General features: G+C 71.9%; 24 protein-coding genes and 1 tRNA gene. 11 read left to right on the forward strand and 14 right to left on the reverse strand.

Annotated elements, in window-relative coordinates:
* Positions 1 to 32 precede the first annotated feature (32 nt).
* Genes ACEZDE_RS14510 through ACEZDE_RS14535 form a run of 6 tightly spaced genes read right to left on the reverse strand, consistent with a single transcriptional unit; the run spans position 33 to position 5,630 of the window.
* Positions 33 to 1,274 carry an ATP-grasp domain-containing protein gene (locus ACEZDE_RS14510; protein WP_380536313.1) on the reverse strand — a complete coding sequence of 414 codons (1,242 nt, stop codon included), beginning with the start codon at positions 1,272 to 1,274 and terminating at the stop codon, positions 33 to 35.
* On the reverse strand, positions 1,271 to 2,194 hold the full coding sequence (locus ACEZDE_RS14515; RefSeq protein ID WP_380536315.1) for a hypothetical protein: 924 nt from the start codon (positions 2,192 to 2,194) through the stop codon (positions 1,271 to 1,273). The genes ACEZDE_RS14510 and ACEZDE_RS14515 overlap by 4 nt, the downstream gene beginning before the upstream one ends.
* Positions 2,195 to 2,221: 27 nt before the next feature.
* Positions 2,222 to 3,193: an acetylxylan esterase gene (locus tag ACEZDE_RS14520; RefSeq protein ID WP_380536317.1), complete on the reverse strand. Its 972-nt coding sequence runs from the start codon at positions 3,191 to 3,193 to the stop codon at positions 2,222 to 2,224.
* Positions 3,183 to 3,386, reverse strand: coding sequence for a (2Fe-2S)-binding protein (locus tag ACEZDE_RS14525; protein WP_380536319.1), 204 nt, complete (start codon positions 3,384 to 3,386; stop codon positions 3,183 to 3,185). The genes ACEZDE_RS14520 and ACEZDE_RS14525 overlap by 11 nt, the downstream gene beginning before the upstream one ends.
* Positions 3,383 to 4,327, reverse strand: a complete 945-nt coding sequence (locus ACEZDE_RS14530; protein ID WP_380536320.1) for a hypothetical protein — start codon at positions 4,325 to 4,327, stop codon at positions 3,383 to 3,385. Before ACEZDE_RS14530 ends, ACEZDE_RS14525 begins: the two co-directional genes overlap by 4 nt.
* Positions 4,328 to 4,364: 37 nt before the next feature.
* Positions 4,365 to 5,630: a hypothetical protein gene (locus ACEZDE_RS14535; protein WP_380536322.1), complete on the reverse strand. Its 1,266-nt coding sequence runs from the start codon at positions 5,628 to 5,630 to the stop codon at positions 4,365 to 4,367.
* Between the two features lie 348 nt (positions 5,631 to 5,978).
* Between ACEZDE_RS14535 and ACEZDE_RS14540 the strand changes: the two genes are divergently transcribed.
* From ACEZDE_RS14540 to ACEZDE_RS14550, 3 genes are all read left to right on the forward strand, one after another.
* Positions 5,979 to 6,239, forward strand: a complete 261-nt coding sequence (locus ACEZDE_RS14540; protein WP_380536324.1) for a hypothetical protein — start codon at positions 5,979 to 5,981, stop codon at positions 6,237 to 6,239.
* A 13-nt stretch (positions 6,240 to 6,252) separates the two neighbouring features.
* A complete protein-coding gene (locus ACEZDE_RS14545; protein WP_380536326.1) occupies positions 6,253 to 7,413 on the forward strand; it encodes a flotillin family protein in 1,161 nt (386 codons plus the stop codon).
* A 182-nt stretch (positions 7,414 to 7,595) separates the two neighbouring features.
* Positions 7,596 to 8,648 (forward strand): hypothetical protein, encoded by a 1,053-nt coding sequence (locus ACEZDE_RS14550; protein ID WP_380536328.1) that lies wholly within the window; start codon positions 7,596 to 7,598, stop codon positions 8,646 to 8,648.
* A 44-nt stretch (positions 8,649 to 8,692) separates the two neighbouring features.
* Here the strand turns inward: ACEZDE_RS14550 and ACEZDE_RS14555 are convergent, their stop codons facing one another.
* Both ACEZDE_RS14555 and ACEZDE_RS14560 read right to left on the reverse strand, forming a co-directional pair.
* Positions 8,693 to 9,256, reverse strand: coding sequence for a hypothetical protein (locus tag ACEZDE_RS14555; RefSeq protein ID WP_380536330.1), 564 nt, complete (start codon positions 9,254 to 9,256; stop codon positions 8,693 to 8,695).
* A 174-nt stretch (positions 9,257 to 9,430) separates the two neighbouring features.
* Positions 9,431 to 9,859, reverse strand: coding sequence for an anti-sigma factor antagonist (locus ACEZDE_RS14560; RefSeq protein WP_380536332.1), 429 nt, complete (start codon positions 9,857 to 9,859; stop codon positions 9,431 to 9,433).
* A 228-nt stretch (positions 9,860 to 10,087) separates the two neighbouring features.
* Between ACEZDE_RS14560 and ACEZDE_RS14565 the strand changes: the two genes are divergently transcribed.
* Complete coding sequence (locus tag ACEZDE_RS14565) at positions 10,088 to 11,059, forward strand: magnesium transporter CorA family protein (protein WP_380536333.1); 972 nt, start codon at positions 10,088 to 10,090, stop codon at positions 11,057 to 11,059.
* Between the two features lie 35 nt (positions 11,060 to 11,094).
* Here the strand turns inward: ACEZDE_RS14565 and ACEZDE_RS14570 are convergent, their stop codons facing one another.
* From ACEZDE_RS14570 to ACEZDE_RS14585, 4 genes are read right to left on the reverse strand one after another with little or no spacing between them, the layout of a single operon-like run.
* Positions 11,095 to 11,739: a GTP-binding protein gene (locus tag ACEZDE_RS14570; RefSeq protein WP_380536335.1), complete on the reverse strand. Its 645-nt coding sequence runs from the start codon at positions 11,737 to 11,739 to the stop codon at positions 11,095 to 11,097.
* A complete protein-coding gene (locus tag ACEZDE_RS14575; RefSeq protein WP_380536337.1) occupies positions 11,723 to 12,097 on the reverse strand; it encodes a DUF742 domain-containing protein in 375 nt (124 codons plus the stop codon). Before ACEZDE_RS14575 ends, ACEZDE_RS14570 begins: the two co-directional genes overlap by 17 nt.
* Positions 12,094 to 12,525, reverse strand: coding sequence for a roadblock/LC7 domain-containing protein (locus ACEZDE_RS14580; RefSeq protein ID WP_380536338.1), 432 nt, complete (start codon positions 12,523 to 12,525; stop codon positions 12,094 to 12,096). Before ACEZDE_RS14580 ends, ACEZDE_RS14575 begins: the two co-directional genes overlap by 4 nt.
* Positions 12,522 to 14,864 carry a sensor histidine kinase gene (locus ACEZDE_RS14585; protein WP_380536340.1) on the reverse strand — a complete coding sequence of 781 codons (2,343 nt, stop codon included), beginning with the start codon at positions 14,862 to 14,864 and terminating at the stop codon, positions 12,522 to 12,524. The genes ACEZDE_RS14580 and ACEZDE_RS14585 overlap by 4 nt, the downstream gene beginning before the upstream one ends.
* A 329-nt stretch (positions 14,865 to 15,193) precedes the next feature.
* Between ACEZDE_RS14585 and ACEZDE_RS14590 the strand changes: the two genes are divergently transcribed.
* The 3 genes from ACEZDE_RS14590 (at position 15,194) to ACEZDE_RS14600 (ending at position 17,816) form a co-directional block, all read left to right on the forward strand.
* Positions 15,194 to 16,363: a hypothetical protein gene (locus ACEZDE_RS14590; RefSeq protein WP_380536341.1), complete on the forward strand. Its 1,170-nt coding sequence runs from the start codon at positions 15,194 to 15,196 to the stop codon at positions 16,361 to 16,363.
* 204 nt (positions 16,364 to 16,567) lie between these two features.
* Positions 16,568 to 16,864 carry a type II toxin-antitoxin system VapB family antitoxin gene (locus ACEZDE_RS14595; protein ID WP_030253738.1) on the forward strand — a complete coding sequence of 99 codons (297 nt, stop codon included), beginning with the start codon at positions 16,568 to 16,570 and terminating at the stop codon, positions 16,862 to 16,864.
* A gap of 178 nt (positions 16,865 to 17,042) precedes the next feature.
* Complete coding sequence (locus ACEZDE_RS14600) at positions 17,043 to 17,816, forward strand: LytR C-terminal domain-containing protein (protein WP_380536344.1); 774 nt, start codon at positions 17,043 to 17,045, stop codon at positions 17,814 to 17,816.
* Between the two features lie 73 nt (positions 17,817 to 17,889).
* Here the strand turns inward: ACEZDE_RS14600 and upp are convergent, their stop codons facing one another.
* Complete coding sequence (upp, locus tag ACEZDE_RS14605; protein ID WP_380536347.1) at positions 17,890 to 18,528, reverse strand: uracil phosphoribosyltransferase; 639 nt, start codon at positions 18,526 to 18,528, stop codon at positions 17,890 to 17,892.
* Between the two features lie 206 nt (positions 18,529 to 18,734).
* On the opposite strand from upp, the gene ACEZDE_RS14610 reads away from it, so the two are divergent.
* The 4 genes from ACEZDE_RS14610 to ACEZDE_RS14625 all read left to right on the forward strand — a co-directional run bounded on the left by ACEZDE_RS14610 (position 18,735) and on the right by ACEZDE_RS14625 (position 20,726).
* Complete coding sequence (locus ACEZDE_RS14610) at positions 18,735 to 18,926, forward strand: hypothetical protein (protein ID WP_380536350.1); 192 nt, start codon at positions 18,735 to 18,737, stop codon at positions 18,924 to 18,926.
* A gap of 260 nt (positions 18,927 to 19,186) precedes the next feature.
* Positions 19,187 to 19,705 carry a tRNA adenosine deaminase-associated protein gene (locus tag ACEZDE_RS14615; protein WP_380536353.1) on the forward strand — a complete coding sequence of 173 codons (519 nt, stop codon included), beginning with the start codon at positions 19,187 to 19,189 and terminating at the stop codon, positions 19,703 to 19,705.
* A gap of 337 nt (positions 19,706 to 20,042) precedes the next feature.
* Entirely contained in the window at positions 20,043 to 20,606 is a 564-nt protein-coding gene (locus ACEZDE_RS14620; RefSeq protein WP_380536356.1) for a nucleoside deaminase, read from the forward strand.
* Between the two features lie 33 nt (positions 20,607 to 20,639).
* Positions 20,640 to 20,726: transfer RNA gene (locus ACEZDE_RS14625), tRNA-Ser, on the forward strand.
* 193 nt (positions 20,727 to 20,919) lie between these two features.
* Here ACEZDE_RS14625 and ACEZDE_RS14630 read toward each other — a convergent pair.
* Positions 20,920 to 22,656, reverse strand: a complete 1,737-nt coding sequence (locus tag ACEZDE_RS14630) for an ATP-binding protein (RefSeq protein WP_380536358.1) — start codon at positions 22,654 to 22,656, stop codon at positions 20,920 to 20,922.
* Between the last annotated feature and the right edge of the window lie 160 nt (positions 22,657 to 22,816).

Here is a 22,816-nt window from a genome sequence, read left to right on the forward strand (position 1 = left end):
GACGGTGCTGGGCGGCGGGGGTAGCTGCCGCGTCAGTTCAGGTAGAGCCCCTGCTCCTCGTGCGCGCGCAGCAGCGCGTAGTCGCGCTCGACGTCGGCGGCGCGGTCGGAGACCAGGTAGGCGAAGCCGGGGGAGACGGTCAGGCCCACGGTGACCGGCACGGTCTGGCCGACCGCGACCCCGGACACCACCTCGGCGCAGCTGGGGAGCGAGCCGAGCCAGGTCCGCCAGTCGTCCGAACGGGCCACGCCGGCCACCGGGTTGATGAACGACACGTTCCGTACGTGCTCGGACCAGGCCACCCGGCTGTCGTCGAAGCCGCGGAAGGCGGACGGGTCGACCAGCGCCGTGGTCAGCAGCCGGGTCTGCGAGACCCCGCAGAACTTCTCGACCAGCCAGGGCGTCGTCGCGCCGCCGAGCCTCGCCCCGGTCTCGATCAGGACCGGTCCTTCGGCGGTGAGGATCACCTCGGTGTGGGCGGCGCCGTTGCGGATGCCCAGTGCGGTCAGTGCGCCGCGGACGTGCGCGGACACCTGCCGGTACTCGTCGGCGCCGACCGGCACCGGCTCCTCGTAGTCGTAGACCGGGGACATCCCGGGCCCAAGCCGCTTGGTGTACCGCCACATCTCGGCGATCTTGTGCTCGCCGTCGACCGAGACCGTGTTGGCGTAGAACTCGGGCCCGAACACCCGCTCCTGGACCAGGGCGGTCACATTGCGCGCGCCGTAGAGGTTGTGCCCGGCCAGCACCACGGCGGTCGCCTCGGCGACCTCGTCCGGCGAGCCGCAGAAGTGGACGTTGTCCGATCCCGCGCTGTCGACCGGCTTGACCACGGCCTCGGTGACCCCGCGCTCGACACACCAGGCACGGGCCTGCGCGGGCGAGTCCACCCGCAGCCCGAGCGGGGCGCGCACCCCGGCGGCGAGCGCGGTCTCCGCCATCAGCGGCTTGGACCGGCGGGCCTCGCTCAGCGCCGGGTCGTTGCCGGGGGTTCCCAGCAGGTCGCCGAGCCGGTCGGCCAGCAGCACACCGGACTCGGTACCGGGCAGCACCGCCGACACCCCCAGCTCGCGCAGCCGGTCGGCGGTCCGCCGCGGGTCGGCGTCGTGGCCGAGGTCGGCGATGTAGTTCGAGGGGTCGTGCGAGGAGCTGAAGTACGCGGGCATGTCCGACTGGCTGGCCACGTGCACGCACTCGGCGCCGGAGTCCCTGAGCTGCCCCACCAGGAAGCGGCCGGTGGAGTAGCCGTCGACGATGCCGAAACGGAGGGTCATCGCTGCTCCGCCCACTCGACGTCGACGTTGGGCACGGCCGGGACGACTCCGGGCACGTTCATCACGTCGAGCAGGTGGGTGACCACGGTGAGCAGGTCCCAGCGGTAGGAGGCGTCGAGCGGGACGTCGCGGACCACGTCCAGCACCGGGCGGATACCGGTCTCCGCGCCGGCCGCCCGGCGCCGGGCCAGCTCACCGGCCGGCCCCGGCACCGCGGTGAGCCGCTGCCAGCTCAGTTCGAGGTCGAAGTCGTGCTCCGGGTGCAGCCGCTCCAGGTCGTCGAAGATGCCGAGGACCTCGGACCGGGCGTCGTGGCGGGCTCTGATCCGGTCCCGCACCCGTTCGCGCCGCGGCTCGTCGCAGAGCACGGCGATCTCCCGGATCACGTCCACCGGCTCGTCGGAGATGTGCAGGAAGTTGAACAGCCCGTTCACCACACCGAGCCCGTGGCGCAGGTGCTCGGGGCGGCGCAGCGACGGATCAGCAGGCCCCTTAAGGGAGTTGAGCCGCACCGCGGCCGGGATCCGGCCCGGCTGCCACTGCTCGTCCCAGAGCACCAGGCAGACCGTGTCGGTGCTGGGCAGCACCGCGTCCATCGCCTCGACCCGCTCCCGGGTGGCGAGGTTGAACTGGTAGCGCCACACCTCGCGGATGGTCTGCCGGTTGTGCCGGAACCGCACCACGTCCACCGGGCGGAAGCCGCGGTCGGCCAGCGCGTCCAGCCCCTTGCGCAGCCGGCGGCCTGCGGTGGCCTCCGACTTCATCATGCACAGAGCCACGCCCAGGGTGTCCGGCAGGTCGCCGGCGAAGGTCCAGCAACCCTCGCGGAAGTAGCTGTCCAGCGCGTAGAGGTCGGCCTTGAGGGGTGAGCGGGTGACCTCCCCCCGCACCTCGGGGGGGATCTCCGTGAGCTGGTCCACGGGCGGACAGTGAGCGAGGAGCACGTCTTACCTTTCTTGCCAGAATGCAGGCACGGCGGGACCGGGGTCGGCGAGCACCCGGGCGAGGAACTCCACCTCGGCCAGGCGCTGGTACGGATTGGGCTCCGCGTGCCCGGCGAGCGGCCAGGTCCGGAGGGACTTCTCACCCGCGTAGCGGTCGTACGCGGCCAGGCCGGTGCCGGGCGGGCAGCGGTCGTCGCGGCCGGCCAGCGCGAACAGCGCCGGGCAGTGCGCGAAGCCGGCCATGGCCGCCGCGTCGAACCAGGCGACGGTCGCCAGCGCCGTCTCCGCCAGCTCCGGGTGGAACCGGCAGAACCGCAGCAGTTCCCGGTACGGCTGCTGGTCGGGCAGGTCGGCCGGGCCGGTCACCGCCGCCAGGAACGGCGACTCCACCAGTGCCGCCGCCACCAGCGGGTTCAACGCGGCGGCGGCCAGGGCGAGCTGACCGCCCTGGCTGCACCCGGCGACCGCGATCCGGCGGCCGTCGACCGCGGGATGTGCCCTGGCCGCGTCCACGGCGCGGGCCGCGTCGACGTAGGCGTCCCGGTAGTAGTACCCGTACCGGTCGAGCACGCCACGGGTGACGAAGCCCGGGACCTGGGGGTGGACCAGCCCGACCGGGTCCGGGGTCGCCCCCGGGCGCAGGCCGCTCCCGCCCTGGCCGCGGGTGTCCACCACCAGCGTCGCGTAGCCGGCGGCGGGCCAGAGCAGCCAGTCCACGGCATGGCCCCGTCCCTCGCCGTAGCCGAGGAACTGGACGACGCAGGGAATCGGTCCGGTCCAGCGGGCGGGCAGCACCAGCCAGCCGCTGATCCGGTGGCCGCGCGAGCCGCTGAACGCGGCGTCGAGCACCCGCAGCCCGGTCAGCGGTGTGGCCTCCGGGGTGAAGACCGGGTCGAGCGGGTGGACTGCGGCCTGCGCGAGGGTCTCCGCCCAGAAGTCGGCGAAGCCGTCGGGAACGGCGGGGTCAGCGCTCATCGGGCGGTCCCTCCGCGCTGACGTCCTCCAGCAGTTCCTCCAGCGACTCGTGGCAGTCGCCGCAGCCCTGGCCCGCCCGGCACATCTCGCCGAGGTCCTCGACGCTGGCCGCACCCCGCCTGATCCAGCCGAGGATCTCGTCCTCGCCGACCTGGTAGCAGACGCAGACGCTGGCCCCGGTGAAGGCACTCACGCCGCCCCACCGTCCGGGTCCTCCTGCCAGGCGGAGAACATGACGTTGGGGAAGATCCGCCCGATGCCCGGGGTGTTGAACTCGATGGTGTGGGTGATGACGGACAGCAGGTCCCAGTGGTCGGCCGGTTCGGCGAACGGTGAACGCGCCGCCGCCATCACGTCCGCGAGCGGGACCTCGCCGCCCTTGGCCCGGATCCTGGCCAGTTCCCCGACCGGCGCGGTGGAGCCGGTGAGCCGCTCCCAGCTCCGTTCCAGGTCGAGGTCGTGCTCGGGGGTGCCCGCCTCCAGTTCGGCGAAGGCGGCCTCGGCCTCGGCCAGCGCGTCATGGCCGGCCCTGATCCGCTCCCTGACCGCCTCGCGCCGCTCGGACCCGGTGAGCACCGACAGCTCCCGGATGACGTCGATCGGCTCGTCCGAGGTGTGCATGAAGTTGAACAGCCCGTTGACCGCGCCGAGCCGCTGCCGCAGGTGCTCGGGGCGGCGCAGCTCGGGGGCCGAAGGGCCCTTCAGGTCGGTCAGCCGCACCGAGGCCGGAGTGCGCCCCGGCGCCCACTGCTCGTCCCTGACCACCAGCAGCACCGAGTCGATGGTCGGCAGTACCAGGTCCATCGCGTCCATGCGCTCGTGGGCCGCGAAGTTGAACTGGTAGCGCCAGGTCTCCCGGATGGTCAGCCGGTCGTGCCGGAAGCGCAGCACGTCCACCGGATGGAACCCGTTGTCGCGCAGCGCCCGCAGCGCCACCTGGTACCGCCGGCCCGCCGCGGCCTCGGGCTTCAGGACGCACAGGGTCACCCCGAGCACGTCGTCCAACTGCTCCGCGAAGGTCCAGCAGCCTTCGCGGAAGTAGTTGTCCACCCCGTAGAGAGCGGCCTTGGCGGGTGAGCGGGTCACCGCGGGCAGGACGTGCGGGGGGATGTCGTGCAGGGGCGCTGTGCTCATGGCAGTACCTCGTTCGTGTTGCTGGGACGGCACCGGGTCAGGGCAGGACGATGCGCCGGTGGTCCGCCGTCACGAGTGACCCGATGCCGACGACGGGCGCGGTCAGGTCGATCCCGGGGAAGAAGGTGCGGTAGGCGGTGAAGGAGACCAGCCGCCAGATGTCGTGCTCGCTGACGCCCAGTCCGCGCACGTTGGCGATCTGCGCGTCGATCGGCAGGGTGCCGGCCGCGACCACGCCCTCCTCCTGGTACCAGAGGTTGGAGTCCTCCTCCTGGTGCAGGTCCTGGCCGGCCAGCCGGGCGGTGTCGCTGCGGTCCGTCATCAGCATCATGTTGTGCGCGCCGACGATCTCGATGGCGCGCTTGGCGATGGCGTAGTCGACGTGCTCGCCGTCGAAGTTGAGGCAGGCGGCGATGCGTCCCGCGTGCGCGCCCCGCATGATCGCCGCGGGCACCGGGCCGACCTGCTCGTGCAGGTCCGCCAGGTTCCACGAGGGCAGGTCGTAGCCGGCCAGCACGGCCTCGCGCCCGGCCCGTGCCCGGCGGGTGCGGAACGCGTGCTTGATGAGCAGCGGCATCTCGTTGAACAGGTGGTCGGTCACCACCCGGACGCCGGCGTGCGGGCACTCGGCGGCCTCGGCCGCGGCGAGCACCACCTCGACGCAGTCCGCGCCCAGCTGCGGGTCCTCCTTGGCGAAGTGCCCGAGCGCGGGCCGGACGCCGCTCTCCACCAGCCGGGTGACGATCCACTCCAGCGACGGGTGGTCCCGGGTGAACTGCGCGGCCAGGTAGGAGCTGGACTGCAACGCGTCCGGCGAGAGCATGATGTAGACCAGGCCGAGCGGCCCGCAGCTCGCCAGCTTCTCCCACTCCGCCTTGGACGGGGCCCACACCGCGTTGGCCGGGGTGCCGCCGAAACTGGCGACCAGCGGGCCCTCCAGGGCGATCGCCGGGACGAACAGCAGTTCGCCGGCCGCCCGCAGCTCGGCGTAGCCGCGCATGAACTCGACGAAGCCGTCCAGTCGTTCACGCCGCAGGTAGAGCGTCGGGATACAGAGCACGCCCTCGGCCGCGGCGACCTTGTCCAGTTCCCTGAGGTCGATCGCCGCGAAGTCCGAGAAGTCGATGGGCCCCATTCCGTGGCAGTGCACCTCGACGGGAAGCGCCGGCACCACGTACGGAGCACCGTCCGGCAGGACACCCGGTTCCGCCGCCGTGTCCTCACGGGTGATCCGGCCGTCGGCCCAGGAGACCCCGGTGTTCACCGGCCCCTGCGGTCCGAGCCAGAATCCGGTCGATTCCATCGTCACATCCACGAACACCCTCACATCTCCTGTTGCTCTCACCGACCGCTGTCCCAGGTCGCCCTGACGGCTGTGACCACGGCCTTTGAACGACTCTCGCTGCCCGTCGGCGGCCGGACCAGCGCCTCCGGGGTTCCAAGTTGCGCATTGCGACGAGTCGAGGCATCACAATCGGCATCACCCCGCCAATCACGGAAGACGGGACGATTCGCCCGTTCCGGGGGAGGCGCGCGCTGCGCCTGATCCACCCGCGCCGCCGCTTCCCGGTGCGCCGATCACTGGGCTGCCGGGCGGCGGCGCGCTAGGGTCGGGCTCTCGGGATCAGGACGAAATGGGGGGCGGCCGTCGATGGCGCCGGACGAAGCCGTGGTCGGTTGTAGCGGAGTGCTGCTGGTCGGCACCCGTGGCGTGGCCGGGCCGGGTGAGGTGCTGGCCCGGGTGCGCGGTGGTTCTGAGACCTTCCTCGCCTGGTCGCCCGAGCCCCTCGCGAAGGGGACCCCCGTACTCGTGATCGAATCACGTGGCAACCGCCAGGTCGACGTGGTCGCCTGGGCGGGGCCGACGGATCCATTGGACGCGTTGACCGGCGACCCCGGCGACGCAGGTTGAGGAGATGTGACGGATGTTCGGATACCGGGTTCCGGCCCCTGACGAGGCCATGCTGATCTCGGGTGGCAGACGCGGCATGGGCGACGCGCCGTTCCGGGTGGTGACCGGACACGGCGCGTTCGTGCTCCCGGTGTTCCGGAAGACCCGGTTCCTGACCCTGGCGATGTGCGAGGCGGAGGTCGCCGAGACCTGCGTGACCAAGCAGGGGATCGCGCTGACCGTGCGCGCCGTGATCGCCTTCAAGGTCGGCAACGACAAGGAGAGCATCGTCAACGCCGGCCAGCGGTTCCTCTCCGACCAGGACCAGATGTCGATCCTGACCGGCCGGATCTTCGCGGGCCACCTGCGCTCGATCATCGGCTCGATGACGGTCGAGGAGATCGTGACCGAGCGTCAGAAGCTGGCCTCCGAGGTGCTGGCGACCTCCAAGACCGAGATGGGCACGATCGGCCTGACCGTCGACTCGCTGCAGATCCAGTCGATCGACGACGGCAACACCGGCTACATCGCCGCCATGGCTGCCCCGCACAAGGCCGCGATCCAGCGGCAGGCGCAGGTCGCCCAGGCCAACGCGACCCAGCAGTCGGTCGAGGCGCAGCAGGTCGCCGAGCGGAACCAGGCCGAGTACGCCCGGCAGACCGCGGTGGTCCGGGCCGAGTACTCGGCCGAGATCGAGAAGGCGCAGGCGGTGGCCTCCCAGGCCGGCCCGCTGGCGCAGGCGCACGCCCAGCAGGAGGTGCTGGCGGCGCAGACCGAGCTGGCCCAGCGCGCGGCCGAGCTGCGGCAGCAGCAGCTGGTGGCGGAGATCGTGAAGCCGGCCGAGGCCGAGGCCGAGCGGATCCGGGTGCTGGCCATGGCCGAGGCGAACCGGATGAAGATCCAGGCCGAGGCGGCGGCGTCGTACGACCGGGTGGCGCTGGACCGGATGCTGATCGACCAGCTGCCGCAGATCGTCAAGGAGGCCGCGGCCGGGCTCCAGGGCGCCAACGTCAACGTGCTGAACGGCGCGGACGGCCTGGGCGAGATCGCCGCCGGGCTGGTCGGCCAGGGGCTGACCATCCTGGACTCGGTCCGGCAGAACCTGGGCTCCCCGCAGGCCCGCTCGGCGCAGAAGCGCGAGGAGGAGGACCGTCGGCGCGGCAACGGCGGCAACGGCCCGATCGAGATCGAGTAGCGGACGGCGGGTCAGGCAGGACCGGCAGGGTCCGGCGGCAACAGGGTCCGGCGGCGGAGCGGATGCGCTCCGCCGCCGGACCCTGTTGCATGGCTGTGACGTGGAACACACGGTTCCCCGACGTCCGGGTGCCAGCCTGGAACTGTCGCGGAACCGCGCCGCCACTGCCCCTGGGAGCCCCCATGCCCGCCCTCACCAGCACCGGAACCCGTCGCCGCCGCCGCACCGCCGCGGCGATTACGCTGACCGCGGCCGTCACCGCCGGGGCGACCCTGCTGACCGGCTGCGCCTCCACCGTCAGGGTCGGCGCGGGCGCCCCGGGCACCGCAGGCAGCACGCCGAGCCCCGCGCCGAGCGGCAGCGGCTCCGCGACGCCCATGCCGTCCGCGCCGCCCGCCCCGAGCGGCGGCAGCTCGGCCGTACCCGTGCTGAACGGCACCGCGAACAGCCGGCTGACCGTCAGCAACGGCACCGCGACGGTGGTGATGAACGGCGGCACGGTCGACTTCGGGACCGTGGTCAGGGACCTCTCCTGGAACCCCGCGGGCACCAAGGCCGTGTTCATCGACGGCGCGGGCAACCTGGACACCGCCAACGCGGACGGCACCGGACGGGTGCTGGTCGCCCGCGCGCCGAGCGGCGAGACCTGGTCCCACCCGACCTGGCAGGTCACCCCGTACCGCAAGGCCTACGGCGTCCCGGCCAGCAGCCTGCTCTACTTCGCCGCCTCGAAGGGCGGGGTGCAGCAGCTGGAGTACCTCCCCTCCACCTCCGTGAACGGCACCCCGAAGGTGCTCACCGGCTACGGGTTCCCCGGCGACGCGCCGGTCCCGAAGACCGGGAACGCCTGGCCCGGAGCCGGCGGCGGCTTCGCCAGCATGGTCTTCGCCAACGCCGGCACCGGCGAGGTCTACCTCCGCGACGACTACCTGCGCGAGCAGACCGCGGCGTTCGCCCAGGGCTCCGAGCCGAGCCTGTCCCCGGACGGGAACACCGTGGCCTTCGTCCGCTCGGTCGACGGGCACGACCACCTGTTCACCGAGTCGGTCCAGCAGAACGGGGCCGCCAAGGATCTCACCCCGAACGCCGGCACCGACTACACCGAACCGGCCTGGTCGCCGGACGGGAAGACCATCGCGGTGCGGCTCCCGAACGGCATCGCCACCCTCCCCGCCGACGGCTCGGCAGCGCCGGTCCGGGTCTCCTCGGCAACCGGCCTACCCGCCTACCGCTGAGCCCGCTGAGCCCGCTGAGCCAGCCGAGCCGCTGACCCGCTGGGCTACCGCCCGGACCGGGCCAGCTCGGCCTCCAGCTCCGGCAGGTGCGCGTCGGCGACGTCGTGCGGCAGGAACTCGACCACGTCGAGGAAGCGGAACAGCACCTGAGAGCCGGTGACCGCGAACTCGTACTCGCCGAAGCCGACCACCGCGCCGTTCCCGCCGCGGACCGCGCCGCGGACCACATGGGCGGTCAGTTCGTCCGGCCGCGCGGCGGACATCCCGCGCCGGGCGTTGGGCCGGGCCAGGTAGGGGCAGACCATCGAGGCGTAGAGCATGCAGGCCCGGTGCCCGGGGCCCTCCAGGGTCGGCGCCATGTTCCGGTACGGCCGCCCCGCCGCCAGCGCGTCGGCGATCGCCGCGCTCTCGGCCGCGCCGACCACCCGCCACACCGGCCCGCGCGGCATCAGGGTGTCGCAGACCGAGCAGAGCCGCTGCTGCGCGCACGCGGCGCTCTGGTCGTAGCCGGTCAGCGCGAACTGCGGCTCGCCGTCCTCCCAGGGGGTGATCGCGGGGACGGGGTAGCCGCGGCTGTCCCGCGGTCGGACCGCGACCGGCGGCGGCATGGGGACTGAGTCAAAGCGCACAGTCCATCCCTACCAGCAGCCGCCCCCGCCGCACCACCCCCGTCCGACCGGCCCCGCCGCGCCCCGCCCACGCCCACACCGCGAGCCGGCCCCGCCCGTGCCGCGCCGACCACGCCCGCCCCGCCCCCCGCGCCCCCGCGCCAGCGCCCGCGGCTACCCCGCCGGGCTCTCCTGCCAGCCGGCGCTGCGCCAGTTCTGGTTGCGCTGCCGCGCGGCCGGGTCCGCGGTCCCGCCCGGCTCCGGCGCAGCCGGGTGCGCGGCCAGCGCCGCGTCCAGGTCGAGGTGTACCGGTATCCCGCTCAGCTCGGGTATCAGCGCGCAGCCGTCCCCGCTCGGGACCGCCGCCAGCTCCAGCGTCCGCCGCGCCTCGGCCAGCCGCAGTACCGCCGCGCCGACCGCGGCCTGTCCCTGCGGGGACCAGCCGAGCAGCGCCTTGAGGTCCACGATCAGCGGCCCGGTGCCGCGGGCCAGGGCCCAGCCCACCGCCCCGGCGAAGCGGGGCACCGAGTCGGCGCCGAGGTACCCGGAGACCTGGAGCACGCCCACCCCGGACCCGTCCTGGAAATGCCACTGAATAGTCATGGAGCCTCCGGCGTCGGGGACGGACGAGAACGAGGACGGGACGGACGAGACGGACAGGACGGACCGTCAGTGGTTCCGGCCGCCGAAGGAGAACAGCAGCAGCCGATCACCCTCCGAACCGTCGTCCACCGGGGATCCCGCCTCGCTCATGGCCGCCGCTCTCCTCGGGTCCTTCCCGGAGGGTAACCCACCCTCGGCCGGCCCGGGACAGCCCTCTACCCTGGCCGAATGGCTCGCACCCGGCTCTATCGCAACGGCACCCTGGAACTCAAGGACTTTCCGGTCCACGAGATATCCGACTACGTCTGCGAGCCCACCTGCACGGTCTGGCTCGACCTCTGCGACCCGACCTCGGACGACTTCGAGATGATCGCCGAGGAGTTCGGCCTGCACGCGCTCGCCGTCGAGGACGCCGGGCACGAGCACCAGCGCCCCAAGCTGGACCGCTACCGCACCCACCTCTTCCTCAGCGCCTACGCGGTCTGCGCCGAACCGGACGGCAGCCTGGACACCACCGAGATCGCGGTGTTCATCACCCCCAACGCGCTGATCACCATCCGCAAGGGCGAGCGCTTCGACATCCAGCAGGTGGTCGACCGCTGGGACGAGGCCGCCGACCTGGCCGAACACGGCGTCGGCTTCCTGCTGCACGGCCTGCTCGACTACCTGGTGGACGGCCACTTCAACGCGGTCCAGGACCTGGACGACCGGATCGAGGCGCTGGAGGACCTGCTGTTCGAGGACGGCAGGGACGAGATCCGCACGGTCCAGCGCAGCTCTTACGAACTTCGCAAGAACCTGGTCCGGGTGCGCCGGGTGGTGCTGCCGATGCGCGAGGTGGTGAACACGCTGCTGCGCCGGGACCTGCACGTGGTCAGCGAGCCGATGCTGCCGTACTACCAGGACGTCTACGACCACGTGCTGCGGGCCACCGAGTGGACCGAGTCACTGCGGGACATGGTGACCTCGCTGATGGAGACCAACCTCACCATCCAGGGCAACCGGATGAACCTGATCATGAAGAAGGTCACCAGCTGGGCCTCGATCATCGCCGTCCCCACCGCGGTCACCGGCTTCTACGGCCAGAACGTGCCCTACCCCGGCTTCGGCACCCATGCCGGGTTCTACGAGTCGACCGCGGTGATGGTGGTGCTGTCGGCCGTGCTCTACGTCAGCTTCAAACGCAAGGACTGGATCTGACGGTCTGAGCACGGCCGACTACCGCACGGCGGGGATCAGCGCGCCAGCGCCGACTCCCGCCGTGCGGAGCCGCTGAGGTGGCGGTTGATCACCTGGTCCATCAGCGCCACCAGCACATCCCGCACCGACGACCGGTCCCGGGCGTCGCAGTGCACGATCGGCACCTCGGGGCCGAGCCCCAGCGCCTCCCTGACCTCCTCCAGCTCGAACGCGGCCGACCCGTCGAAGCGGTTCACCGCGAGGACGAACGGGGCGGTCCGCTCCTCGAAGTAGTCGACCGCCGGGAAGGAGTCCTCGATCCGGCGGGTGTCGACCAGCACCACGGTGCCGAGCGCGCCCTCCACCAGGTCGTCCCAGAGGAAGGAGAAGCGGTCCTGGCCCGGGGTGCCGAACAGGTAGAGCACGAGCGAGCTGTCCAGGGTGATCCGGCCGAAGTCCAGGGCGACCGTGGTCGTGGTCTTGCCGTCCACCCCCTCCAGCGAGTCCACGCCCACCGAGACCTCGGTGATCGCGGCCTCGGTGTACAGCGGCTCGATCTCCGAGATGGCGCCGACGAAGGTCGTCTTGCCCACTCCCAGACCGCCGCTGACCACGATCTTCACCGCCGTCGGCACCTCGGCGGCGGAACCGCGGTCGCGCTCGCGCTCGCGGTTGCTGCGGTTCTCAGAGCGCCCTGACATGGTCCCTGATCCTTTCCATCACGGAGAGCGACATCTCCTTGGGCTGGTGGCAGGCCAGCAGGTCGGCCGCGACCAGATCGCCGATCAGCACCTTGGCCACGCCCAGCGGCACGGCGATCCCGGCCGCCACCTCCGCCACCGACTGCGGCGTCTGGCACAGCGTCACGATCCGCCGACGCTCGAACTCCAGCGGGGCGAACAGCGACCCGGGCGCCGCGGTGACCAGCGTCTCCAGCCGGAGCCCGTCCTGGACCGAGCGGACCCGGCCGCCGGTCATGATGAACGGCCGGACGAACAGCTGGTCGTCCGGCACCTCCTGCTGCTGACCGTCCCGGTCGTGGCTGTCGTCCGGGTTCATCGTGGCAGTGCCTGCCTCAGGTCGGCGATCAGCGCGGGCGTGAGCAGGTCGCCCGCGCGCTCGGCGAGGACGGCCATCTCGTAGCCGACCAGGCCGAGTTCGGCGGTGCTGTCGGCCAGCACCCCGACGCAGCTGCCGTCCCGGACGGCCGAGACCAGCAGGAAGCCCCGCCGCATCTCGATCATCAGCAGCTTCATCCCGTCGAAGTCGTAGCGCTTGGAAGCGCTCCGGGCCAAGCTGGACAGCCCCGAGACCACCGCGGAGAGGTGGTCCGCGTCGGTGCGGCCGAGCCCCTCCGAGACGGCGATCAGCAGGCCGTCCGAGGAGACCGCGACGGCGTCCCTGACCCCGTCGGTGCCGCGGACGAAGTTGGCGAGCAACCAGTTGAAGGTCATGGTGTCGCCGGGCTGGGCGGTGGTGGCACTCATCGCGTCTCCTCACTCTCGGAACTGTCGGCGCCCTCGGCGCCGTCGGGACCCGCGGCGCCGGTGGCCACCGCGGCACTCGTCGCGAGCGTGCTCTCGGCCCGCTGGTGGGCGGAGCGGAAGGCGGAGAGCATCGACCGCACCTCCTCCGGCGAGCGCTCGGGGGTGCGCTCCTCGCCGGCCTGCCAGCGGCCGGAGAGCTCGGTCATCGCGGACGGGATGGACGTCCGCTTGGGCCGCTTGACCAGCCCGTTGCGGGTACGGGCGGCGGACGCGGTCATCCGGTCGTCGTAGCCGCCCTTGCCCCGGACCGGACTGCCGACCGGCTCCGGCTCCGGGTCGGCGACCCGCTGCTTGATGATCCCGGCGGTGCGCACCGGCGGCAGCGCGCCCATGTCGATCTCCCGCTGCAGCTCCGGGGCGTCGTCGGCGGGGAGCACCGCGCTCGCCGCGGACCGGACCGCCTCCTGCGGGGCGGCCTCGGCCAGCAGCGCGTTGGGCAGCAGCACCCGGGCCACCACCCCGGCCGCGGGCGCGTCGCCGAGCCGCACCTCGATGTTGTGCCGCCGGGCCAGCGAACCGACCACGAAGTGGCCCAGGAAGCGGGTGGGCTCGGCCATGAAGCTGGCCGTCCCGGACAGCCGGACGTTGGCCTCGGCGAGCGCGTCCGGACTCATCCCCAGACCGTGGTCGACGACGGCGACCAGGTAGCCGGCGCTGGTGCGGCGGCCCTCGATCTCCACGTCCACGTCCGGCGGGGAGAAGCTGAGCGCGTTCTCGATCAGCTCGGCCAGCAGGTGCGCCACCTCGGCGACCACCGCGCCGGTCAGCTTGACCGGGTCGACCCGGCGCAGGGTGACCCGCCGGTACTCCTCGACCTCGGACAGCGCGGCCCGGATCACGTCGGTCACCCCGAGCGGGGTGGCCCACGGGCGCGGGCTGGTCTCACCGGCCAGGACCAGCAGGGATTCGGCGTTGCGGCGCATACGGGTGGCCAGGTGGTCGAGTTCGAACAGGTTGGCGAGCTGGGCCGGGTCGGCGTCCTCGTGCTCCAGCTTGTTGATGAAGCCGATCTGACGGCGGACCAGGTTCTGGTTCCGGCGGCCGAGGTTGACCAGCGAGTCGGTCGCGTTGCGGCGCAGCACGGTCTGCTCGGTGGCGAGGTCGAAGGCGACCCGCTGGACCTGGTCGAAGGCGTCGGCGACCAGCCGCACCTCGGCCCCGGCCCGCCTGGGCACCTCGACCGGACGCGGGGCCGGCTGCTCGCCGCCGCCCGCCTGGACCAGCGCGACCGCGTCGGGCAGCCGCCCGGTGGCGATCTCCCCGGCCTCACGGGCCAGCGAGGCCAGCGGGCTGGAGATGGAGCGGACGCAGGCGACGGCGAGGGCGCCGATGACCGCGAAGCTGGCCAGCGCGAGCAGCCCGAACAGCAGCAGCTGCTGCTCGGCGTCGGTCTGCAGGCTCTTCGCCCGCATGGTGATGTCCTGGCTGTAGCTGACCTGGACCGTGCGCATGTCGTTCACGGTCTCGGTGAGCACCTGGTACCAGAGCGGGTTGGGGATGGCCTGCGGGTCGAGCTTCCCGCCGCCCTGGGTGGCCAGCAGGTCCCACTTCTGCATCTGCACGGCGTAGGGCTTGGTCCAGATCGCGTCGACCTCGGCCTGCTGGCGCGGGGTGGCCCAGAGCTTCAGCGTGTCCAGGTTGACCAGCCGGCCGGCCCTGGAGACGGTGAACTCGGTGTACCAGTCGGACGGGAAGTGGCCGAGCGGCAGCGCGCCGGTCATCAGCGCGCGCTCCTCGCCGGTGTCCTCCTTGGCGTTGCCGAGGGCCAGCAGCGCCTCGATCCCGGCGTGCAGCTGGGTGTCCTTGGCCTTCTCCAGACCCAGCGTCAGCGCGGTCAGCGCCTTGTTGGTGTCGGTGAAGTAGGCGTAGGTCTTCAGCAGGTTGCCGTGGCCGTTGTCGGCGGCCTGCCGGATCGCCGGCAGCCGGTCCACCAGCTTCAGCCCCTGGCCGACCTCCTCCGAGGCGGCGTCGGTGCGCCCGGCCACCAGGGCCTTCACCGTGGCCAGGGTGGTGTCGGTGGCCTTGCGCTGGGCCGGCATCTGGGCCCAGAAGGAGGTGGTCCCGCTGATGACGCCGTCGGTCAGGCCACGCTCCTTCTGGTGCTCGTGCACGAAGTTCTGCAGCGCGATCAGGAGTTTGACCTCCTGCACGGTGGACGTCGCCTGCCGGTAGTTTCCGATCTGCTGGGTGGCGACGACCCCGAGCAGGAGCAGCACCAGCGCGAACGCGATCGCGAGAATACGAACAAGCTTTGCCCTTACCGTCGCGGGCGCGAGCACGGAACTCCGCAGCCGACCACGCGTACGCGGCCGTGTCTGCTTGATTCCACCTGCGGGTTCACGTACTTTTAACATGCGCTTCGGTGCATTCACCGATCCTCCGGTGCAGTCGATCAGCCGTGATGGAGCGAAATAAACACGCTACCGGCAGATCTGCGGCGAAAGTCCGAAGATTCCCGCGAATGAATTCTTTTCGGTGAATCGCCGTGCCGAAAACACATGCGAAATACGCCGGGGCGATCGAGCCGGGGCATTAAGGTCTAGACCAATGGCGGGTGGCACGGCTACGGTGGCTGCCACACCGCCGCCTCTTCCCGCCGGAGCACCCCGTGCAGTCGTCCGTCCTCGCCTTCGCCACCGACCTGATCGACGAGGGCGCCGACCGCTTCTTCGGCAACCTCACCGACCGCGCCGGCGTCGGCGGGCTCACCCTCGCCTCGGTCTACCACGAGGCCCGCGACATCTTCCCGCACCACCCGAACCGGGTGGTGCGCTACCTGGAGCCCGGCGCGGCCTACTTCCGGCCCGACCCGGCCCGCTGGGACGGCGCGCGGCTCCGCCCGGTCCCGTCCACCGCGATCGGCGACGGCGACCCCTTCGCCGACGCCGCCGCCGAGGCCCGGCGGCGCGGGCTGAAGCTGCACGCCTGGACCGTGTTCCTGCACAACGACCGGCTCGGCTTCCAGCACCCCGACTGCGCCCCCGCCAACGCCTTCGGCGACCGCGCCCTGACCGAGCTGTGCCCGGCCCACCCGGAGGTCCGCGGCTACGTCAGGACCCTGGTCGCCGAGCACGCCCGGTACGGGGTGGACGCGATCAGGGCCGAGTCGCTGCACTTCCACGGGCTGCGCCACGGCTACCACCACGAACGCTACTTCGAGCAGCTGGGCCCGGTCACCGAGGCGCTGCTCGGGCTCTGCTTCTGCGGGCACTGCCGGGCCGCGGCCGACGCCCTGGGCGTGCCGTCGGACCAGGTGCAGCAGACCGTCCGGGCCGAGATCCGGTGCCGCCTCGACTCCGAGGACACCGCCGCCGAGCCGACCGTACTGACCGACCTCGCCGACGGCGCGCTGGCCGCGTACGTGGACGCGTCCGCCGCCACCGTCGGCTCGCTGGCGGCCGAGGCCGCGGCGGTCGCCGAGCAGCACGGGATGCGGCTCACCTTCATGGACCCCGACGGCCCCGGCAAGGGCTGGCTCTCCGGCGTCGACCTGCCCGCGCTGGCGAAGTCGGTGCACGGGATCGAGACCCTCGGCTACGCTCCGACACCCGAACAGGTGCGCGAAAAGGTCGCCGCCTTCGCCCTGCACGGGGTGGACCCGTCCGGGCTCGCGGTGATCCTGCGCCCGATGTCGCAGGACTGCGACGGCCCGGAGAACCTCGCGGCCAAGATCCGGGTGCTGGAGCAGCTCGGGGTGCCGGAGGTCGAGTTCTACAACTACGGCCTGATGCGCCTCAGTTCGATGGACCGGATCGGCGCCGCGCTGGCCGCCCTGTGACCGCGGCCGGGCCGCAGCGGCCGCCCGGCGCGGACGCAGGACCGCACCCGGCCGACCCGCACGAGTGAAGAAACCCACGGGAACCGAGGCAACCTTTCCGACCGCCCGGCAAACCCGCTGGTGACAGCTTCCCGTCAAACCGTGTCAGGTCACGGCCTGTCATCCTTGCTGCGACGCACCCCCGCGGACGGGTAGTCTCTGCGTGTGATCTTCAAGCGCATCGGCAACGGGCGGCCCTACCCGGATCACGGCCGGGTCAGTACCCGCCAGTGGGCGGACGTGGCCCCACGTCCGGTACGCCTGGACCAGCTCGTGACCACCAAGGGGCAGCTCGACCTGGAGACCCTCCTCGCGGAGGACTCCACCTTCTACGGCGACCTCTTCGCGCACGTCGTGAAGTGGCAAGGGGACCTCTACCTGGAGGACGGCCTGCACCGCGCCGTACGCGCCGCGCTGCAACAGCGTCAGGTGCTGCACGCGCGCGTGCTGGAGATGGACTGATCGGCCTACCCGGCACCCGTTAGGGTGTCCCGGTAGCCCAGATGATGATCCTTTAGTACGCAGAGTGCCCGGTCGGCACTAGCCTGGGGAGCATCAAGCAGTCGCGGTCCGACCCGCAGCCCGATCGGCGGTCCGACCAGCACTGGAAGCCCGGCGCGCACCTAGGGGGCAACCCGCGATGAGCATGCTGACTCCCCCCGGTCTCAAGGGAAAGCAGTACCGGATCACCGGCACGGCCTACCCCCGGCTGGCCCGGCCCAGTCGCCGCCGCCGCTACACCCTGCTCGCCGTCGTCGGCGTGACCGCGCTCGCGGTGCTCGGCTGGGGCAGCGTCCAGCTGTTCGGCGTCTTCGGCGGCGGCAAGGCCGACGCGTCGGCGCTGGCCTGCGGCCCCAAGGCGTCGGCCGCACCGTCGGGTTCAGCGGGAGCGGGGGCCGCGGCGGGAGTCCCGGCAAAGGCCGCTCCGGGTGACGCGGCCTCAGCGGCTGCCTCCGGCGCAGCCTCGGGCGCGGCCTCCGGCGGGCCCTCGGTCGCGCCGTCGCCGGTGGTCGCCGCGTTCGCGTCGCTGGCCGGGGTGGTCGCGCCGAAGCCCGGCACGATCACCGTGAACGTCTACAACGCCACCGACCGGGCCGGCCTGGCCGGGCAGACCGCCGCGCTGCTCAAGCAGCGCGGCTTCACCATCGGCAAGATCGGCAACGCTCCGGCCGCGCTGCAGCACAAGGTGCTCGGAACGGCCCAGATCAGCGGCAACAAGGCGGCGGCGGCCCGGATGACCGTGCTCGGCTCCGAGGTGGCCGGCTCCAGTCCGGTCACCGACCTGCGCAAGGACGCCTCGGTCGACCTGGTCCTCGGCAACGGCTTCACCGCGCTGGCCACCCCGGCCCAGCAGGCGCAGACCCTCGCCCTGGCCGCCAAGCCGGTCGCCGCCCCGTCCCCGGGGCACTGCTGACCGGCTCCCTCAGCCCCTGGCGGGCCGTGGAGCTCAGCCCCTCGCGGTGCTGCTCAGTCCCCCGCGGTGCCGTTCAGTCCCCCGCGGTGCCGTAGAGGCGGTCCCCGGCGTCGCCCAGGCCCGGGACGATGTAGCCCTGCTCGTTGAGGTGGTCGTCCACCGCGGCGGTCACCACGGTCACCGGCAGCCCGGCGAGCTCCTTCTCCAGCACCGCCACCCCCTCCGGCGCGGCCAGCAGGCAGATCGCGGTCACGTCGTCCGCGCCGCGCGCGATCAGCAGCCGGATCGCCGCCACCAGCGTGCCGCCGGTCGCCAGCATCGGGTCGAGCACGTACACCTGGCGGCCGGAGAGGTCGTCCGGCATCCGGGTCGCGTAGGTCGACGCCTGCAGGGTGTCCTCGTTGCGGACCATGCCGAGGAAGCCCACCTCGGCGGTCGGCAGCAGCCGGGTCATACCGTCCAGCATGCCGAGCCCGGCCCGCAGGATCGGGACCACCAGCGGGCGCGGGTAGCTCAGCCGGGTGCCGGTGGTGACCGCGACCGGCGTGGTGACCTCGACCGGCTCGGTCCTGACATCCCGGGTGGCCTCGTAGGCGAGCAGGGTCACCAGCTCGTCCGCGAGGCGGCGGAAGGTGGGGGAGTCGGTGCGCTCGTCGCGCAACGTGGTGAGCTTGTGCGCCACCAGGGGGTGGTCCAGGACATGAATCCGCATGCAGCGACAGTATCCCGAGGCGCCCCGCCCGCACGACGCCGCGGGGTGCCGCGGGGTGCCGCGGGCCGCCGCGCGGGCGGCATCGGGGAGCGGCTCCGGCGGCGGCTCAGGGGCTTTCTGGCGGGGACATGGCAAAATAGTGTCAGTTCGCGCTCGCGGGGAAGGTGGTGAAACACAGCACCCGACCGACCCGAGCGGTGGCGAGCATGCCCGACGAACCGAACGACGACGCCGAGCAGCGGCAGCGGACCGAAAGTCCGATAGAACGCCGCCGCCGCCGCGCCGCATTCCTCCGTGAGCTGGACGAGGCCAAGGAGTTGCAGGCCAGGGTGCACCCGCGGCGCACCAAGAACGAGCGGATGCGCCAGGCGCTGAGAATGCGCACCTTCCGGATCTGAGGCCCGCCGCAGCCGCCTTCCCCCCGCCCCACACCTCCGCCATCCGGGCCAGCCACCCCCCTCTCGCGACACGACCAGCGAAGACGCAGGGCCGAACACTCCCCGGAGCGGCCTGCTTTCTGTCACGATGCCGATGGGGCGTTCGCATGGACCCCTGGACTCCGGGCCCGCGCAGAGCCCGGTCCTGTGGCCAAGACCTGGGAGAGTCGCTGGTGGCGTACTTCGCTGCATTGCTCGCTCGCACCGAGGACGGGTGGGACGTGAGCGAGACCGAGCTTGATGACGTCGAAACCCTCGCTGACCTGGCTGACCTGGCGCGCGAGGCCGCGGAGGACGAGGAGACCGTCCTGGTCTTCATCGAGCAGGAGGACTCCTGGTTCGCCGTGGTCCGCGTCGACGGCGAGGAGGATCCCCGGATCTTCGTCTCCGACGCCGCCGCCGCCTCGCGCAGCGCCTACGGCGAGATCGTCCTCACCGACGAACTCACCGGCCGGGGCTCGGGTGACGACCTGGACGACCTGGTGGTCGAACTCGACGAGGACGATGACACGGACTCCGCGGACCCGGACGAGGACGACGACGCTGACGACGAGGCAGCCGCGCTCGACACCGACGGCCTGCCCAACGGGCCGCTGGGCGACGCCGGCCTGCTGATCGACTTCGGCGTCGGCGCCAAGGAGCTGATGGACATGAGCGTCGAGGGCTCCGTCCCCGGCGACGCCCTCACCGAGATCGCCGACGCCCTGGGCTGCGGCGACGTACTGGAAGCAGTCCGCTAGCGCCGCGGGCGCCGACAGCCGCCCACACGGCCCGTGCGGGCAGGCGAGGCCCGGCGTACCACGACGTCCGCCGGGCCTCGCCGCCCCGCGCGCCGTCGGACCACGCCACCTGGCTTCGCCTCCGCCTCCCCGTACCGCCGGACCACCCAGCGGGTCCAGCCCCTCCGGGGGTCCGCCCGCCCAGCAGGACTGACCGGTACAGCAGGTCCAGCCCTCCAACGCGTCCGGCCGGTGCAGCGGGTCCGGCCGCCCAGTAGGTCCAACCACCCAACGCGCCTGACCCTCCCCACGCACCTGACCGCCCCTGCGAACCGGGCCGGTGCAGCAGACTGGTGCCATGCGCGCCTCTGCTCCTGCTCCCGCCGGCTCCGGCGACGGCCCCCGCCTCCGGCCGGACCCGCTTCGCGACCCCTGGGCCCCTGCCATGCGCCTCGCCCTGGCGGAAGCCGACCTCGCGCTGCCCACGGACGACGTCCCGGTGGGCGCACTCGTGCTGGACCCGTCCGGTGCGGTCCTCGGCCGCGGCCACAACGAACGCGAGGCCGTCGGCGACCCGACCGCCCACGCCGAGGTGCTCGCCATCCGCGACGCCGCCCGCACCCTCCGCCGGGACGGTGGAGCCCGCGACTGGCGCCTGACCGGCTGCACCCTGGTGGTCACCCTGGAGCCGTGCACCATGTGCGCGGGCGCGATCGTCCTCTCCCGGCTGGCCCGGGTCGTCTACGGCGCCTGGGACGACAAGGCCGGCGCGGCCGGCTCCCTCTGGGACGTCATCCGCGACCGTAGGCTGAACCACCGCCCTGAGGTCGTCCCCGGCGTCCTCGCCGCCGACTGCGCCACCGCGCTGACCGCCTTCTTCGACGCCCGCCGCGCCGCCGACCCGTCCGAGGAATCCGTTTAGGAGCACTCCCCCACGTCCGGTAGGCTGTCCCACGGTAGCGTGTCCGAGCGGCCAAAGGAGCACGCCTCGAAAGCGTGTGTGGGGGCAACTTCACCGTGGGTTCGAATCCCACCGCTACCGCCGTGAGCAGGAAAACGTGAGGCCCCGACCAGCGATGGTCGGGGCCTCACGCGTTGTAGTCTCGATCGAGGTCCCGACACGGCCATGCCCCGGCCGCAAATCCGCTAGTCAAGAGCGATTCAGCGAACGCCCAGGGCAAGGAACACGCTCCTGGCATTGTCGACGCTCCGCAGTCGGTCCGGCCAAGGCAACATCAGTCCTGTTCCAGAGCCCGGTACTTGCTTGTGACACCTCGTCCTCCGAGCAGCTCAGCATGCCCTTCCGCGCGCAGCAGTTCCAGGGCGTACTGGGCCTGCCGCTCGCTCAGGCCGCAGCTCATAGCAAGTTCGCCGAGCGTGGCCGGGCCGCCACGCGACAACAGGTCAAGGATCTGCTCGGCGTTGCCACGACGGCTGGTGTACCGGCGCTTGCCGCCCTCCCCTGTTGCACGCCCAGGAGACCGTGCGGGCTCTGCCCGTCCCCTACCCGCTAGGCGGTAGACGCGCCCCGCCCCGTCACCGGACGGCTCAGCCAGTCCCGCGGCAACGAGCCCTGTCAGTGCCACGGTGGCAGTTCTGGAGTCCATCGGGTAGGCCGCACGCAGTGACTTATTGCTCCACACTGCCCCCCCGCGCATGGCCACCAGCGCGTGCCGCTGTACCTCGGAGAGCCTTGCCGCCGCTGCAACCTCTGCCAGCCAGGCGAGATCGTCCGGTGCCAGCAGTGCCTCGTTCGGCACCCGTACGGTGAACCGGATGCCCTGGTCATGGAATCGAGGGGGCACCATGCCGGCATCGCGAAGGCTCCCGAGAATGGCGGGCACCCCGGAGGCCAGAGCTTCGACCACTCGTCGGTCACGTCCCGTGCGGACGTTCTGACAGATCCGGGCAAGGTAGCTGTTCCGAGTGGACGTCACACCAGCTGTTCCCAGGCTGCTCACAGTCAGGCCCCACAACCCGCCCGGATTGCTGATCAGCAGTTGATCGGCACCGAGCTTGAGGGTGATCGCCTGAGTGAGGGCATGCGGGCCGAGATCCCGGTGCACCAATGCGTTCGAGAGCAACTCCCGTACCGCCTCTCGTGGGTACTCGGGCTCGTCGTGGCCATGCCCATCCGGGGTGAAACGGATCCTTGTGCGGGTGTTGCGCGCCACCCACGTCAGCGCCTCCTCCAACATGAGTGGGATCGGCCCGTCGAAGCGCCGGGTGTCCCGGGCCCGGGTCCCGAGCGGATCTCCGACCTGGGGAGCCACACTCGCCTGGATCACTGCATTGGGGACAAACTGCTGTGGATGAACGCCGAGGGCGAGCAGGCCCGCCAGGGTCGGGGATCGCTCAGCTCCTGCGGTCACACCAGTCCTGAACAGGATGTCCGCATCGGTCAGGCGCGCCAGACTCGCCGACGACCTCCGGCAGGAGTCCACGTAGGCGTCGACAAGCTCGGGGTCCAAGTCCCCCTCGATGCTCGCTCCCTGCACCACTTCCTGGTCGAATCTCGGCGCGTCCCGATTTGCCAGGAATGCCTGCTCTTCGACCTGTGACAACTCGAAGTCACCGTCGCCAGCTCGCAGGTACGCCCGCCCCGTGGCATTGACCCTGACCGGCTTGGCCGAACCGGGCGCTTCGTGAATCTCGGCCACCACCAGTGACACCCCCTCGAACCCGAGGGTCTCCGCCACGAACGTCACCGGAGGATCCATCGCCTGCCTGGCCAAGGAGGCAAGCGCAGCCTTGCACTGGGCCGCGTTGTAGACCCCTGTCGCCGAGAACCCCGCCTCCTCGTCCAAGCCAAAGATCAGCAGCCCGCCTCCCGGCGCATTGGCAAACGCTGAGACGGTTGCCGCCACCGACCGCGGGAAGCCTCCGGCGGCCTGCTTGACTTCGACCTCCGCAAGGTCACTCCCCTCGGCGCGGAGCACGTCGATGAGGTCCGGGAGCTGGGAGAGGTCCATGGCAGAAATCTACAATCAAATCCCCAAACAAATCAACAATCCAACTTTAGCGATTCCCAGCAGCGCCCCGGCCCCACTCACATCCTGGGGCTCGATCGCGTTCACGCCAGCCTCCCGTATGCGCAGCCGCGGCAACCGCCGGAACGGCTGCCGGCCGGAT

The sequence above is a fragment of the Streptacidiphilus cavernicola genome, from assembly GCF_042510955.1.
Taxonomy (GTDB): Bacteria; Actinomycetota; Actinomycetes; order Streptomycetales; family Streptomycetaceae; genus Streptacidiphilus; species Streptacidiphilus cavernicola.

What these genes read in the sequence shown, in the direction of transcription:
- ACEZDE_RS14510 (WP_380536313.1), bottom strand. Translation starts at nt 1,274, where the DNA reads ATGACCCTCCGTTTCGGCATCGTCGACGGCTACTCCACCGGCCGCTTC.
- ACEZDE_RS14520 (WP_380536317.1), bottom strand. Translation starts at nt 3,193, where the DNA reads ATGAGCGCTGACCCCGCCGTTCCCGACGGCTTCGCCGACTTCTGGGCG.
- ACEZDE_RS14530 (WP_380536320.1), bottom strand. Translation starts at nt 4,327, where the DNA reads ATGAGCACAGCGCCCCTGCACGACATCCCCCCGCACGTCCTGCCCGCG.
- ACEZDE_RS14535 (WP_380536322.1), bottom strand. Translation starts at nt 5,630, where the DNA reads ATGGAATCGACCGGATTCTGGCTCGGACCGCAGGGGCCGGTGAACACC.
- ACEZDE_RS14540 (WP_380536324.1), top strand. Translation starts at nt 5,979, where the DNA reads ATGGCGCCGGACGAAGCCGTGGTCGGTTGTAGCGGAGTGCTGCTGGTC.
- ACEZDE_RS14545 (WP_380536326.1), top strand. Translation starts at nt 6,253, where the DNA reads ATGTTCGGATACCGGGTTCCGGCCCCTGACGAGGCCATGCTGATCTCG.
- ACEZDE_RS14550 (WP_380536328.1), top strand. Translation starts at nt 7,596, where the DNA reads ATGCCCGCCCTCACCAGCACCGGAACCCGTCGCCGCCGCCGCACCGCC.
- ACEZDE_RS14555 (WP_380536330.1), bottom strand. Translation starts at nt 9,256, where the DNA reads ATGCCGCCGCCGGTCGCGGTCCGACCGCGGGACAGCCGCGGCTACCCC.
- ACEZDE_RS14560 (WP_380536332.1), bottom strand. Translation starts at nt 9,859, where the DNA reads ATGACTATTCAGTGGCATTTCCAGGACGGGTCCGGGGTGGGCGTGCTC.
- ACEZDE_RS14565 (WP_380536333.1), top strand. Translation starts at nt 10,088, where the DNA reads ATGGCTCGCACCCGGCTCTATCGCAACGGCACCCTGGAACTCAAGGAC.
- ACEZDE_RS14570 (WP_380536335.1), bottom strand. Translation starts at nt 11,739, where the DNA reads ATGTCAGGGCGCTCTGAGAACCGCAGCAACCGCGAGCGCGAGCGCGAC.
- ACEZDE_RS14575 (WP_380536337.1), bottom strand. Translation starts at nt 12,097, where the DNA reads ATGAACCCGGACGACAGCCACGACCGGGACGGTCAGCAGCAGGAGGTG.
- ACEZDE_RS14580 (WP_380536338.1), bottom strand. Translation starts at nt 12,525, where the DNA reads ATGAGTGCCACCACCGCCCAGCCCGGCGACACCATGACCTTCAACTGG.
- ACEZDE_RS14600 (WP_380536344.1), top strand. Translation starts at nt 17,043, where the DNA reads ATGAGCATGCTGACTCCCCCCGGTCTCAAGGGAAAGCAGTACCGGATC.
- upp (WP_380536347.1), bottom strand. Translation starts at nt 18,528, where the DNA reads ATGCGGATTCATGTCCTGGACCACCCCCTGGTGGCGCACAAGCTCACC.
- ACEZDE_RS14610 (WP_380536350.1), top strand. Translation starts at nt 18,735, where the DNA reads ATGCCCGACGAACCGAACGACGACGCCGAGCAGCGGCAGCGGACCGAA.
- ACEZDE_RS14620 (WP_380536356.1), top strand. Translation starts at nt 20,043, where the DNA reads ATGCGCGCCTCTGCTCCTGCTCCCGCCGGCTCCGGCGACGGCCCCCGC.
- ACEZDE_RS14630 (WP_380536358.1), bottom strand. Translation starts at nt 22,656, where the DNA reads ATGGACCTCTCCCAGCTCCCGGACCTCATCGACGTGCTCCGCGCCGAG.